The organism is Lysobacter sp. GQ73, assembly GCF_059758755.1.
The window spans coordinates 71,532-84,917 of record NZ_JCAXEE010000009.1 but is presented as its reverse complement, the minus strand read 5'-3'; the positions used below and the strand labels follow the sequence as shown (position 1 = coordinate 84,917).

Below are 13,386 nucleotides of genomic sequence, written 5' to 3'. Positions count from 1 at the left end.
GGCCGCCCAGCCCCATCGCTCCGCACTCAGCGCAGCAGCATCAGCACTTCGAACCCGATCCAGCCGAGCAGGCCGACGAGCAGGATCGCGCCCTCGCGCTTGCTCACCCGCAGGTCGCCGCGCAGCATCGGGTACAGCATCAGCGCGAACACCGCCGCGGCCGGCAGCTCGAAACGCACGAACGAGGCCGGCAGCGGCACGCTGTGCCAGGCCGCCATGCCGCCGACCACGATCAGCAGGTTGAACAGGCTCGAGCCGACCACGTGGCCGACGACGATGTCGCCCTGCCCGCGCCGCGCAGCGGCGATGGCGGCCATGGCCTCGGGCAACGCGGTGCCGATCGCCACCGGCAGCAGGCCGGTCAGCAGCGGCGACAGGCCCATCGCGCCGCCGATGATGGCCGCGTTCGGCGAACCGAAGCCGGCCGCCAGCGCCGGCGAGGCGCCAAGGCTCCACAGGCCGTTGCCGCCGATGATCAGATACGCACCCAGGTGCATCAGCAGCACCGCGATCAGCACCCGCACCAGGTTCAGGCCGAGGTGGGTCTGGGTCTGGGCGAAGGCGGCGATGGCGTCCTGCAGTTCCGGCGCTTCGCGACGGGTGCGCGCAATCGCATAGGCGACCACCGCGACGAACGCCAGCAGCATGACGAGGCCTTCGCCACGGCTGAGCACGCCGTCCAGGCCCAGGCCGATCACCGCCAGGGTGCCGAGCAACAGCACCAGCAGCAGCGGCGCCAGCGCACGCCAGCGCACCAGCAGCGGCGCGGCGAGCGCGGCCAGGCCGAGGGTCAGGCCGAAGTTGACCACGTTGCTGCCGACCGCGTTACCGAGCGCGAGCGCCTGCTGGCCGCGCACCACCGCCTGCAGGTTGACCGCGAGTTCCGGCAACGAGGTGCCGAACGCGACCAGCACCAGGCCGGCCGCGAATGGCGAGGCGCCGAAGCGCTGGGCCAGCCCCGAGGCGCCCTTGACGATCGAATCGCCGCCCAGGGCCAGCAGGACCAGGCCGAGTACGAATAAGCCGACGGCTTCGAACATGACGATCATCCCCTTGCGGTCAATGGCCGATTCTATGCTCAGGCCGGGCCGGGTGGCGCTTCGCCGCCCGCGGCGGCCGCTTCGCCGGTTTCGAGTATCAGGAGCAGCCTTCGACGTAGTCGACCTGCGGCGGCACGCCGATGCGCCAGGCGGTGACCTTGCCGGCGGCGTCGGTCTCGAACACCAGCGCGCCGGCGCCGCCGGCGGCATCGCCGATGCGCAGGTTCTTGCCGCCTTCGACGTACTTGTGCGGCTGCTCTTCGATCCGGCCGGCGTAGAGTTTGCGGATCTCGTCCGCGCTCATGCCGCGCTTGCCGCCGCCGGGCGCGGTTTCCTTGTCGTTGCCGACGTCGACGCGGACGAACTTGCCGTTCTCGATCATGAAAGCGAACTCGGCCGGGTTCCGGGTCCAGATCGGCGTCAGGTGATAGCAGCCGCTGTCGGCTGCGACCTGTCCCTTGAGCTCGCCGCCCCAGGCTTTCCTGGCTTCCTCGGCGCTCATGCCGAAACGCAGGTCGCCGTAGCCGTCGAAGCGCGCCAGGGTGTCGCTCGCGGCCGGCGTGGCGGGCGGGGCAGCCGCAGGCGCGGGCGCGGTGGCGGGCGGCACGTCTTCGGCGGGTTGATCGTTGGCCGGCGGGGTCGCCGCGTCGGTCGCGGCGCCATCGGGGCCGGCCGCGTCGCGTTGGCAGGCGCTCAGGGCCAGGCACAGCAGCAAGGCCGGCAGTACGGCGGGAACGGACGGACGCTTCATCGGCAGGACTCCGGCGCGCGCGGCGCGGTTCGGGTGGCCGCTGCAGCCTAGCCGTTTTGCGTGAATGCGGCGCGAAACGCGGTCGTGCCGCGGCAGCGAAGCGAGCGCCCTCGCGCGGCCGGGCCGCGCGAGGGTCGGACGGCGTGTCCCGCGATCAGTCGCGCTTGCTCGGGTCGAAGTGCTTGCGCAGGCCGGCCCAGCAGGCCTGGTAGTCGCGCTGGCGATGCGCGGCGTCGAAGGCCTGCGCGGCCGGGCGGATCACCGCGCGCGTCTCGAACATGAAGGCCATGGTGTCGACGATCACGTGCGGCTGCGATAGGTCCGCGGCCGAGGCCTTCTCGAAGGTCTGCGCATCCGGGCCGTGGCCGGTCATGCAGTTGTGCAGCGACGAGCCGCCGGGCGCGAAGCCGTCGGCCTTGGCGTCGTAGGCGCCATGGATCAGACCCATGAACTCGCTGGCGATGTTGCGGTGGAACCACGGCGGCCGGAAGGTGTGCTGGGCCACCAGCCAACGCGGCGGAAAGATCACGAAGTCGATGTTGGCCGTGCCTGGCGTGTCGCTCGGCGAGGTCAGCACGGTGAAGATCGACGGATCGGGGTGATCGAAACTGATCGAACCGATAGTGTTGAAGTGGCGCAAGTCGTATTTGTACGGCGCGTAGTTGCCGTGCCAGGCGACCACGTCGAGCGGCGAATGGCCGATGTCGGCGCGCCACAGATGGCCCTGGAACTTGGCGACCAGCTCGAACTCGCCTTCCAGGTCCTCGTAAGAGGCATGCGGGGTCAGGAAATCGCGCGGGTTGGCCAGGCCGTTGGCGCCGATCGGGCCGAGGTCGGGCAGGCGCAGCAGGGCGCCGAAGTTCTCGCAGACATAGCCGCGCGAAGGGCCGTCGACCAGTTCGACGCGGAAGCGCACGCCACGCGGGATCACCGCGACTTCGAGCGGCTCGACTTCGAGCGCGCCGAGTTCGGTGGCGATCAACAGGCGCCCCTGTTGCGGCACGATCAACAGCTCGCCGTCGGCGCTGTAGAAATAGCGGCCTTCCATCGAACGGTTGGCGGCGTACAGGTGGATGCCGCAACCGTGCTGGCCGGCCGGCGAACCGTTGCCGGCCATGGTGTACAGGCCGTCGACGAAATCGATCGCGGCCTCCGGCAGCGGCAAGGGGTCCCAGCGCAGTTGGTCCGGCGAGACCGGGCCATTGCCGAAGTCGTTATGGAAGCGCGGCTGGCCATAGGGCGCGAACGTGCCGTGCATCGCCGCCGGGCGGATCCGGTACAGCCAGCTGCGCCGGTTCTCCTTGCGCGGCGCGGTAAACGCCGTGCCGCTGAGTTGCTCGGCGTACAGCCCGAACGCTGCGCGCTGCGGCGAGTTCTGCCCCTGCGGCAGCGCGCCGGCCACGGCCTCGCTGGCGAATTCGTTGCCGAAGCCGCTCATGTAGCCGCGCGGGCGCTGACGTTGGGCGTCGGTGCTGGGCATCGGAATCACGTTGTCGATGTCGTTGGCTGCGGTGCTCATACGGACTCGCTATGCGGTGGGGCGCCGCGATCGTTCGCGGCGCGATTCGAATATCCTGCGGCGCGGCGTCACATGACCGGGCGCAACCCCAGTGAGCGCTGGGTCGAGCGTTCGATCCTCAACGCCAGCTCGGCGGCGATCTGCAGGACCCGCGCGGCGTCTTTGCGCCAGACCGGCAGCGCGTGCAGGTTGTCGCTGAAAGTATCTTCGAGCAGCAGCAACTCGTAGCCGCCGCCGTCGACGCCGCGCTCGGCCAGCAACGGGTCCAGCCAGGCGAAATACTCGTCCGGCAGGAACCCGCGCCCGTCGCCGCGACGCGGGAACTCCGGCAACGGCTCGGCGAAGAAGTCGCTGATCTGCTCGTGCACCTCGTCGATCTTGTCGCCGACCGCGATGTGATCCATCAGCTTCAACACCAGCGCGTTCTGGATCAGTTCCTCCGGCGAGGGATCCTCGATCCAGGCCAGATCGGGATCCTCGGCCGCGCCGTCGATCTCGGCGGCCAGCGATCGCAGCTTCCCGGGTTCGAGTTCCCGGCAGGTCAACAGATCGACGAGTTCCCTGATCATGCGCATTCCTTCGCCTTGGCCGGCCGTTTCGGTCGACCGTTATAGTACGCCGCGCTTCATCTGGTCGCGTTCGATGCTCTCGAACAGGGCCTGGAAGTTGCCCTCGCCGAATCCTTCGTTGCCCTTGCGCTGGATGATCTCGAAGAAGATCGGGCCGATCGCGTTCTGGGTGAAGATCTGCAGCAGCTTGCGCTGGTGGGTCTCGCGGTCGGCGTCGATCAGGATCTTGTTCTTGGCCAGGCGGGCGACGTCCTCGCCGTGGTTGGGCACGCGCTGGTCGATCACCTCGAAATAGGTGTCCGGGGTATCGAGGAACTCGACGCCCTGCTCGCGCATCGCTTCGACGGTCTCGTAGATGTTGTCGGTGAAGCAGGCGATGTGCTGGATGCCCTCGCCCTTGTAGGCGTCCAGGTATTCGTTGATCTGGCTCTTCGGGTCGCTGGACTCGTTGAGCGGGATGCGCACGACGCCGTCCGGCGCGGTCATCGCCTTCGACACCAGGCCGGTCTTGGCGCCCTTGATGTCGAAGTAGCGGATTTCGCGGAAGTTGAACAGGCGCTCGTAGTAGTCCGACCACTTCTGCATGTTGCCGAAGTAGAGGTTGTGGGTCAGGTGGTCGATGAAGGTCAGGCCGAACCCGGTCGGCTGCTGGTCGGCGCCCGGGATCGGCTCGTAGTCTTCATAGGCCGTGCCGCGGTCGCCGTAACGGTCGACCAGGTACAGCATGCAGTCGCCGATGCCCTTGACCACTGGCGCGTCGATCGCGCGGGTGTCGGCGCGCTCGCCGATCGCTTCGCCGCCGTTGCCGAGCACGGCCTTATAGACCTCGTCGGCCGGCTTCTTGAAGCGGATCGCGAAGCCCGCCGCGCACGGGCCGTGCGCTTGCGCGAAGGCCGCGGCGAAGCTGTCGGGCGACTCGTTGACGAGGAAGTTCACCCCGCCCTGGCGATAGACGGTGATCGGGCGCGACTTGTGGCGCAGCACGGCGCTGAAGCCGAGCTTGCGGAAGTAGTCGTGGAGCAGGTCGCTCTGGCCGTTCGGGGCGGCGAACTCGACGAACTCGAACCCGTCGATGCCGAGCGGATTCTCGAACGTGGTGACCTGCATGCCGAGGTTGGGCTGCGCATTCATGGCATTGTTCTCAGGTGGCGGCCGGGTCCGCTGCGGACGGCCTTGTCGAAAGGGTCGTTATAGTTTCACATGAAACCATAAGCAAGGCACAGTGCAACATGAATCGACCTCAATCCGACCCCGATGCCGCCCCCGAGTCCCCCATTGCCGGCGCCCCGACCGCGCCGGCCGTCAAGCCCGGCGGGCCGCGCCATGCCGAGCTGGACCTGGAACATTTCCTGCCCTACCGCCTCTCGGTGCTGTCGAACCGGGTCAGCAGCGCGATCGCCCGGGTCTATTCCGAGCGCTTCGCCCTCAGCGTGACCGAATGGCGGGTCATGGCGGTCCTGGGCCGCTACCCCGGCTTGTCGGCCAACGAGGTCGCCCAGCGCACCGCGATGGACAAGGTCGCGGTGAGCCGCGCCGTCGCCCGCCTGATCGAGGCCGGCCGCCTGGAGCGCGACACCCACGACGACGACCGCCGTCGCTCGGTGCTGCAGCTGTCGCTGGACGGCTACAAGATCTACGACGAGGTCGCGCCGATGGCGTTGGCCTTCGAGCAGCGCCTGCTGGTCGGCATCGAGGCGGCCGAGCGCGAGGCCTTGTTCCGGTTGCTGGACCGTCTCGACGAGTTGGAGATGCAGGCCGAGGCGGAGATGGCGGCTACGACGCGATAGGGTCTGGTCCACGTAGGACGCCTTTGCCTTTGCCTTTGCCTTTGCCGTGATTTTTGATCCGCTTTGCTTTGCGGCTTTGCCTTGCGGCTTTGCTTGGCCGCTTTGCGGTCAAAAGCAGACCCGGAGGGCGGCCCGCAGGGATGCGGGGCGTGCGCAAGCAGACCAGGGATGGCCTGTCTGGAGCCTCCCTCGTCGGCTGCGATCGCGCGGGCTTGTGCCCTTGCAAGGAAAAGCACTTTTCTTTGGTGACTTTCTTTTGTTGCTTTGGACAAAAGAAAGTTACCCGCACCCTTTAGGGGGCGGAAGCTCTGCTGTTGATGTTGCTTTACCGCCTCAAGGCAGGTGACGCAGCGACCGGAGATGGCGCGGTCGCGACTTGCGTCGCTCCTACCCGGGAGCTACCGCATCAGCATGTCGCTATGGCTCTGTCCCCTGTAGGAGCGACGTAAGTCGCGACCATGGAACGCGCAAAGATAACGAGGCCGTCGCCATTCGTCGAAGCGGCGTGCTTTCGCCAGGGTAGGAGCGGCGCAAGCCGCGACATCGCTATGGCGGTCTTGCGGCGCATCGCTCATCGAACGAGATCAAAGATCAAGATCAAGATCAAGATCAAGATCAAACCCAAAGCTTCCGCCACTAGAGCGGCGGGTTACTTTCTTTTGTCTAAAGCAACAAAAGAAAGGTAACCAAAGAAAAATGCTTTGTTTTGAATCAAGGGCCCGCACGTTCGACGCCGACGCGGTGATTTTTCATACGGGACATCCTTGTCCCGATGAAAAACGGCCTGCATCCATGCAGGCCGCCCTCCGGGTCTTCTACTGCCTTCGCTAATGCGTAGCGGCGCACGGCAACGGCAACGGCAACGGCAACTACAGCATCCCTCCCGACCCACAAAAAAAGACGACGGCCGTAGCCGTCGTCTTTTCGTTCGCCGCACCGCCGCGCGAAAGCGCGGCTTGAGGTCACTTCACCCCGTGCATCAACTTCTGCACCAGCGGGGCGACCAGGAACAACAGCAGGCCGGCGCCGACCAGGACGATGAAGCCGAAGCCGTAGCCGGTGAGCGCGGTCGAGGTGTCCATGCCCTTCTCGCCGCTGACCACGCCGGCGAAGATACCCGACAGGTTGTTGCCGATGCCGGTCGACAGGAACCAGCCGCCCATGCCGAAGCCGACCAGGCGCACCGGGGCCAGCTTGGTCACCATCGACAGGCCGATCGGCGACAGGCACAGCTCGCCGATCGACTGGATGACGTAGACCATGAACAAGGACCAGAACGGCACCTTGCCCGGCGCGGCCGCGAACGGCGAATCCGGCGAGACCGACGGCGCCCACTTCAGCCAGGACGGCAGGCTGTCGATGCCGAACGCCGGGATCACCAGCGGAGTCAGCACGACCACCAGCAGCAGGAAGGCCAGGCCGTTGAAGATCAGGCCCAGGCCGAACTTGCGCGGGATCGAGGGATTGGCGTTGCGCATCGCCACCCAGATCCAGGCGATCAGCGGCGCCAGGGTGATGATGGCCAGCGAGTTGACCGACTGGAACCAGGCGTTCGGGAACACGAAGCCGCCGTCGAACTGGCGGTCGACGATCTTGTCGGCGAGGAAGGTGAAGGAGCTGCCGGCCTGCTCGAAGAACATCCAGAACAGGATGTTGAAGGTGAAGATGATCAGCATCGCGATGACTTTGTCGCGTTGCACCGAGCCCTCGCGGAAGCCTTCGAACAACAGCAGGCCGCACAGCGCGACGAACATCGCCAGCAATACCCACTGCAGGGTGGTCGCGCCGACGGCGAGCAGGAAGTAGACCACCGGGATCGCGGCGAGCGCGCCGAGGAACACGTACAGCACCTTCTGCTTGCCGGCCTTGTCTTCCGGCGGACGGCCGATGCCTTCGAGCTGACGGCGGCCGAACCAGAACCACACCAGGCTGATCAGCATGCCGACGCCGGAAGCCATGAACACGACCTTGTAGGCCGGGATCGTGGTGGTGCCGAACACCTGCTCGGCCAGCCAGCCGGTCAGGATCGGCGAGATGAAGGCGCCGGCGTTGATGCCCATGTAGAAGATGGTGAAGCCCGAATCGCGGCGGCCGTCGGTCACCCCGTAGAGCTTGCCGACCATGGTCGAGATGTTCGGCTTGAACAAGCCGTTGCCGACCACGATCGTGGCCAGGCCCAGCTTGAAGATCTGCTCGTTCGGTATCGCGATCAGGAACAGGCCCGAGGCCATGATCACCGCACCGAGCAGGATCGAGCGTTGATAGCCGAGCACCCGATCGGCGATGTAGCCGCCGAAGATCGCCGCGGCGTAGACCAGCGCCAGATAGGCGCCGTAGACGCGGTTGGCCGGCGCCTCGCCGACCGCATCGCCGCTGTAGAACTGGGCCACGATGTAGAGCACCAGCGCCCAGCGGATGCCGTAGAACGCGAAGCGCTCCCAGAACTCCGTCATGAACAGCATCCACAGGGGCTTGGGGTGCCCCAGCATCTGCTTGAACTCGGGTATGGGCGCCTGGCCCTGGGTCGGTATCGCGGCTCCGCTCATGCGGTGTCCCCTGTCGTGTCGAAACTGAATGAAAATCCCACGCCCACGGCACGGGTCGGGGAGATTTACCGGCACTGACCGGTCCCGTCAAACCTTTATTGACGGGATTGCCGGTTGTTGCGGCGCAACAATCACGCTTTGGGGGCGCTGAACGGGGGAGAATTTTGCGCGATACGGCGGTTGGAGGTGCGGGGTTACCGCGGTCTGGGGCGTCGGGATGCCGGGAGATCGGTGTCTGGGCACCCGGTCCCGGTGAGGCGGCCTGGTGGGTTCGCGGGCGCGGCTTGCGCCGCTCCTACCCAAGGGCGGCGGGACGGCGATGGGGCCTAATTACACCCACGCCTACGCAAGCTCCCGCCGTGGTTCAACCAATCTTGCGTCGACGCGTGCGGCGGCGCGGTCGCGGCTCGCGCCGCTCCTGCCCGAGAATTACAGAAAATCGAGCCGCGCTGCCTCAGCCGCCGGCGCCGTAGCCTTGCGACGGGCCGATGCTGGTGCGGACCTCGAACAGTTCCGGGAAGAAGGTCAGTTCCAGCGCCTGCTTGAGGAAGCCCACGCCGCTGGAACCGCCGGTGCCGCGCTTGAAGCCGATGATGCGCATGACCGTGCGCATGTGGCGGAAGCGCCACAACTGGAACTGGGTTTCCAGGTCGACCAGGTCCTCGCACAGGGCGTACTCGCGCCAGTACAAGTCGGTGTTTTCGTAGATGCGCTCGAACACCGGCTGCAGCGCCGGGTCGCTGACGTGCGGCAGGCGCCAGTCGCGCTCGAGGTGGATCGCCGGGATCGGGTGGCCGAAGCGCGACAGATACATCAGGAACTCGTCGTACAGGCTCGGCGACGACAGCGCCTTCTCCAGCGCGACCTGCCCCTGCGGGTCGTGGGCGAACACCCGCAGCATGGCTTCGTTCTTGTTGCCGAGCATGAACTCGATGCTGCGGTACTGCAGCGACTGGAAGCCCGACGACGGCCCCAGGGTTTCGCGGAAGCCCATGTATTCCGACGGCGTCAGGGTCTCCAGCACCGACCACTGTTCGGTCAGCTGGCGCAGCACTTGCTTGCAGCGCGCGAGAACCTTCTGGCACTGCCAGACCTGGTCGTGGCGCAGGTGATCGAGCGCGGCGCTCAGCTCGTGGATGATCAGCTTCATCCACAGCTCCGAGACCTGGTGCTGGATGATGAAGAGCATCTCGTCGTGATGGGCCGGCTCCGACAGCGCGCGTTGGGCCGACAGCAGCCGGTCGAGTTGCAGATAGCCGCCGTAGCTGATGCGCCCGGACAGGTCGGTATGGATACCGGCTTCCAGTTCGCGCTGGTTCTTCTCGACGGACATCGGCGGCACTCGCGGCAGGGGCGCAAAGCGTAACGCATCGCCCGCACCTGGGTCGGCTTTCGGAACGCTGGCCGTCAGTTACGCCCGCCAGTCGCGACGTGTGCGACGCCCGAAACGGATAATGACCGGGCCTGCCCAGCACGTCCCGCAGGCGCATTCATCAGGGGAATCCATGCACAGACTCGCTAGCCGCGCCCACGCGGCGGGTATCGCTTTGGCCGTGTCCGGCGCAGCCGGGGCACAGGTGGTCATTTCTCAGGTATACGGCGGTGCCGGCCAGAGCGGCGCACGCTACAACGCCGACTTCGTCGAACTGCACAACAACGGCAACGCCGCGGTCGACCTGAGCGGCTGGAGCCTGCATTACTCGCCGCTCAACGGCGCCTATGCCTGGCAACGCACGCCATTGACCGGCGTCATCGCACCCGGCGGCTATTTCCTGGTCCGCCAGCGCGTCTCGACCGGCTCGACCGCGCTGAGCGCCTACGATCTCACCGGCAACGTCTCGCTCAATCACCTCAGCGGCAAGCTGGCGCTGGTCAATCACGCCAGCCCTATCGCCGTCTCCTGCCCGACCGGCTCGGTGGACTTCATCGGTTACGGCAGCATCGACTGCGCCGAAGGCTCGGCGACGGCGCCCGCAGGCGGCCCGGTCACAGCGCAACTGCGCAGGGACGGCGGTTGCGTCGACACGCAGGCCAACTCGATCGACTTCGCCCTCGGCGCGCCGACTCCGCGCACCCGCACCTCGGCGAGACGAGTCTGCCCATCTGGCCCGCCGCCGCGGCTGTCGGCGATCGACGTGACACAGGGCGAGGGGCAGGATGGCATCTCGTCGTTCGTGTTCCGGCTCAAGCTCGATCGTCCCGCCGGCGCCGACGGAGTCAGCTGGAGCGCCTTCAGCAACGGCCAGGGCACCGCAACGCCGGACCAGGACTACCTGCCCATCGATCTGCACGGCACCATCGCCCCCGGCCAGACCGAGACCGCCTTCGTCTTGCCGGTCAAGGGCGACCTGCTGAGCGAAGGCGACGAAACCGTCGTCCTTCAGGTCAAGGTCCACTCCGGCGCGGTCACTGCCAACGGCGACTACCTCAACCTGCGGGCGACCATCGTCGACGACGATCCGCAACCCCTGCCGCCGCGCCTGTCGCTGCACAGCAACGCGGTCAACGAAGGCGACTTCGACGTCGCGCCGTTCCCGATCGAACTGCGTCTGGACCGTCCTGCCGGCAGCGGCGGCGTGCGGGTGCGACTGAGTTCGGCCGATGGCGGCTCGGCGACGATCCACGAGGACTATCTGCCGTTCGACTACGAAGCGGTGATCGACCCGGGCCAGGACCGCACCCACGTCAGCTTCGGCGTGCGCGGCGACACCCGGTTCGAAGGCGACGAAACGGTCCGGATCAGGGCACAGATACTGTCGGGCGCGATCGCCGACGACGGCAGCGCCAACCTCGAAGGCTTGGCCACCATCGTCGACGACGATCTGCGGCTGGTGCCGATCGCGGCCGTGCAGGGCCGCGAGGCGGTCTCGCCGCTGCGCGGCGAATTCGTCTCGGTCGAAGGTCTCGTCACCGCGCTCAGCAACGACGGTTTCTATCTGCAGAGCGAGGAGTTCGAAAGCGATGGCGATCCGCAGACCTCGCAGGGCCTGTTCGTGCAGACCGGGCATCGTCCCGACCCGCAATGGCGCGGTTTGCGCGTGCGCGCTTCCGGCATGGTGGCGGAATTGTCCGACACCGGCAGTCACCCCTTGCGCGGCAGCATGACCGCGATCGCAGGCTCGCCGGCGATCGCTTTGCTGACGAACTCGCCGCGGCCGCTGCCGCCGGCGCCGTTGCTGCCGTGGCAACCGTTCGGCGCGCCCGATTACGAAGCCTTCGAAGGGATGCGGGTGGGTTTGCCGGAGGTTCGCGTGGTCGGCCCGACCGGCGGCAGCTTCGATGCGATGCAGGACCGCACCCGCAGCGACGGCCGATTCCATGTCGCGCTCGGCCCGCCCGATCAGCCGCTGGCTCAGGCGGCGCCGATGCGCGAGCCGGGCACGCGCTATCGGCCGTTCTTCCACGGCCAGCCGCAGGACTGGCTGCCGCGCTGGGACGGCAACCCGGAAGTGGTCGGCGTCGACAGCGACGACGACGGCCACGCGCCGCTCGATGTCGCGATCGACACCCGTATCGACGGGGTGATCGGCCCGCTCGATCAGCGCAGCGGGCGCTACACCGTGGCCCTGCAGCACGATGCGCAATTGATCGTGCGCCCGTCGCTGCCGGCGCCGCCGCGGATCGAACCGGGCGACCCGCAACAGCGCCAGGTCGCGGTGGTCAGCTACGACCTCGGCGATCTCTACGACGAGTACAGCCCGCCCGGCTCCGCTCAGCCGACCACGCCGTTACCGGCGCTGGAACGCCGCCTCGGCAAACTCTCGCGCAGCCTGCGCGAGAGCCTGCTGATGCCGGACCTGGTCGCGATCGCCGGCATCGAGAACGAGGCCCTGCTGCAACGCCTGGCCGAGCGCATCAATCGCGACGCCATCGCGTCGGGCAGTGCCGATCCGCGATATCGCGCCATCGCTCTGCCGAACGTCGATCCGCTCAAGCCGCACCTCGGCCTGCTCGCGCGCAGCGAGCAGGTCGGCGGCTGGGGTTCGCGAGTGGTCGTCGAACACATCGCCCAGATCGGCCGCGATGCGCTGCTGCCGGACACTGGCGGCAGCCCTTCGCCGCTGTTGTTCGATCAAGCGCCGCTGAGCATCGATGCCATCGCCCAGTCCATCGACGGCCACCGTTTCCGCCAGCGTTTGCTGCTGGTGCAACTGGCGCCGATGGCAGGCACCGAGGCCGACACGCCGGAGGCCGAACGCCAGCGCGATCGCCGCCATCTGCAAGCCGAGTTCATCGCCGGCTGGGTGCGACAACAGCAAAGCGATCCCGAGGCGCCGCCGCTGTTGCTGCTCGGCCGCTTCGATGCGCATGCGTTCAACGACGGCTTGGTCGACCCGATCGGCACCCTGACCGGCCGGCCGACCGAAGGCGTGAGCACGATGGTGCTCGGCGACGGCGTCGACCGTTTCGACCCGGACCTGCTCAGGCTCGCCGCGACCGACCCCGAATCGGAGCGCTATTCCTCGATCGACGAAGGCAGCCGCGAGGAACTGCAGCACGCATTCGCCGACGAGCGCCTGATCGGCGCCACCGACCGGATCGAGGTCCAGCGCCTGCGCACCAATGCCGGCTATCCGGCGGTGCTGCGCGATGCGCAGGACTCGCCGATCCGCGCCGGCGACGTCGACCCGCTGCACCTGCGGCTGGTGCCGCGCACTCAGGCCGATCTGTCGGTGTGGGCCGGGCCGATGAGTGGCGACACGCTCGAAGCCGGCCGTCCGCTGGAATTGTCGGTATCGGTCGACAACGCCGGTCCGGACTGGGCGCGCCAGGTCGGCCTCGGTCTGGCCCTGTCCGGGGCCTGGCCGAACCTCGAAGTCAGCGCGGTCGCGCCGGGCTGGCGCTGCGCGACGCCGGTGGTCGAGGGCGATCACACCAGCCTCGCCTGCACCGGTGAATCGGTCGACAGCACCGGCCATGTCTCGCAGTGGTTCCATCTGCGCGCCCCGACCGACGCCTCGATGGCCGGGCGCACGATCGAGCTCGCCGCTTCGGTGACGTCCTCGTCGGCCGATCCCGACGCCGCCGACAACGCCGCCCGGACCACCCTGCGGATCCTCGCCCCGGGCGGCGCACCGCAGCCCTGAGCCGACCCCGCCCCCGGCGCGAGCCGGGGAGCTTCGGCGCCGCCCGGGCCGTCCCGGGCGGCGACCCTGCCGGCTGAATGCGACGAG

General features: G+C 67.6%; 9 protein-coding genes. 2 read left to right on the top strand and 7 right to left on the bottom strand.

The genetic code is table 11. The features are described from left to right. Positions 1-26 precede the first annotated feature (26 nt). The 5 genes from AC6CH2_RS20655 to hppD form a co-directional block, all read right to left on the bottom strand. Positions 27-1,040, bottom strand: a complete 1,014-nt coding sequence (locus AC6CH2_RS20655) for a sodium:calcium antiporter (protein ID WP_498270854.1) — start codon at positions 1,038-1,040, stop codon at positions 27-29. Between the two features lie 97 nt (positions 1,041-1,137). Further along, positions 1,138-1,791, bottom strand: coding sequence for a lectin (locus tag AC6CH2_RS20650; protein ID WP_498270853.1), 654 nt, complete (start codon positions 1,789-1,791; stop codon positions 1,138-1,140). Between the two features lie 154 nt (positions 1,792-1,945). Then, on the bottom strand, positions 1,946-3,271 hold the full coding sequence (hmgA, locus tag AC6CH2_RS20645) for a homogentisate 1,2-dioxygenase (protein WP_498270915.1): 1,326 nt from the start codon (positions 3,269-3,271) through the stop codon (positions 1,946-1,948). A gap of 107 nt (positions 3,272-3,378) precedes the next feature. After that, positions 3,379-3,879 (bottom strand): hypothetical protein, encoded by a 501-nt coding sequence (locus AC6CH2_RS20640; RefSeq protein ID WP_498270852.1) that lies wholly within the window; start codon positions 3,877-3,879, stop codon positions 3,379-3,381. 39 nt (positions 3,880-3,918) lie between these two features. Then, positions 3,919-5,010, bottom strand: coding sequence for a 4-hydroxyphenylpyruvate dioxygenase (gene hppD / locus AC6CH2_RS20635; protein WP_498270851.1), 1,092 nt, complete (start codon positions 5,008-5,010; stop codon positions 3,919-3,921). A 98-nt stretch (positions 5,011-5,108) separates the two neighbouring features. Here hppD and AC6CH2_RS20630 point away from each other — a divergent pair, with 98 nt between their 5' ends. Beyond that, positions 5,109-5,666 carry a MarR family winged helix-turn-helix transcriptional regulator gene (locus AC6CH2_RS20630; protein ID WP_498270850.1) on the top strand — a complete coding sequence of 186 codons (558 nt, stop codon included), beginning with the start codon at positions 5,109-5,111 and terminating at the stop codon, positions 5,664-5,666. 962 nt (positions 5,667-6,628) lie between these two features. Here the strand turns inward: AC6CH2_RS20630 and AC6CH2_RS20625 are convergent. Together AC6CH2_RS20625 and AC6CH2_RS20620 are read right to left on the bottom strand one after the other, a co-directional pair. After that, positions 6,629-8,212, bottom strand: coding sequence for a peptide MFS transporter (locus tag AC6CH2_RS20625; protein ID WP_498270849.1), 1,584 nt, complete (start codon positions 8,210-8,212; stop codon positions 6,629-6,631). 454 nt (positions 8,213-8,666) lie between these two features. Then, on the bottom strand, positions 8,667-9,545 hold the full coding sequence (locus AC6CH2_RS20620; RefSeq protein WP_498270848.1) for a tryptophan 2,3-dioxygenase: 879 nt from the start codon (positions 9,543-9,545) through the stop codon (positions 8,667-8,669). Between AC6CH2_RS20620 and AC6CH2_RS20615 the strand changes: the two genes are divergently transcribed. After that, the gene (locus tag AC6CH2_RS20615; protein ID WP_498270847.1) at positions 9,481-13,299 is read left to right on the top strand and encodes a lamin tail domain-containing protein; all 3,819 of its coding nucleotides are present in this window, start codon (positions 9,481-9,483) and stop codon (positions 13,297-13,299) included. The two genes, AC6CH2_RS20620 and AC6CH2_RS20615, sit on opposite strands and share 65 nt — an antisense overlap. Positions 13,300-13,386 lie beyond the last annotated feature (87 nt).

What these genes read in the sequence shown, in the direction of transcription:
- AC6CH2_RS20655 (WP_498270854.1), bottom strand. Translation starts at nt 1,040, where the DNA reads ATGTTCGAAGCCGTCGGCTTATTCGTACTCGGCCTGGTCCTGCTGGCC.
- AC6CH2_RS20650 (WP_498270853.1), bottom strand. Translation starts at nt 1,791, where the DNA reads ATGAAGCGTCCGTCCGTTCCCGCCGTACTGCCGGCCTTGCTGCTGTGC.
- hmgA (WP_498270915.1), bottom strand. Translation starts at nt 3,271, where the DNA reads ATGCCCAGCACCGACGCCCAACGTCAGCGCCCGCGCGGCTACATGAGC.
- AC6CH2_RS20640 (WP_498270852.1), bottom strand. Translation starts at nt 3,879, where the DNA reads ATGATCAGGGAACTCGTCGATCTGTTGACCTGCCGGGAACTCGAACCC.
- hppD (WP_498270851.1), bottom strand. Translation starts at nt 5,010, where the DNA reads ATGAATGCGCAGCCCAACCTCGGCATGCAGGTCACCACGTTCGAGAAT.
- AC6CH2_RS20630 (WP_498270850.1), top strand. Translation starts at nt 5,109, where the DNA reads ATGAATCGACCTCAATCCGACCCCGATGCCGCCCCCGAGTCCCCCATT.
- AC6CH2_RS20625 (WP_498270849.1), bottom strand. Translation starts at nt 8,212, where the DNA reads ATGAGCGGAGCCGCGATACCGACCCAGGGCCAGGCGCCCATACCCGAG.
- AC6CH2_RS20615 (WP_498270847.1), top strand. Translation starts at nt 9,481, where the DNA reads ATGCGCCCGGACAGGTCGGTATGGATACCGGCTTCCAGTTCGCGCTGG.
- AC6CH2_RS20620 (WP_498270848.1), bottom strand. Translation starts at nt 9,545, where the DNA reads ATGTCCGTCGAGAAGAACCAGCGCGAACTGGAAGCCGGTATCCATACC.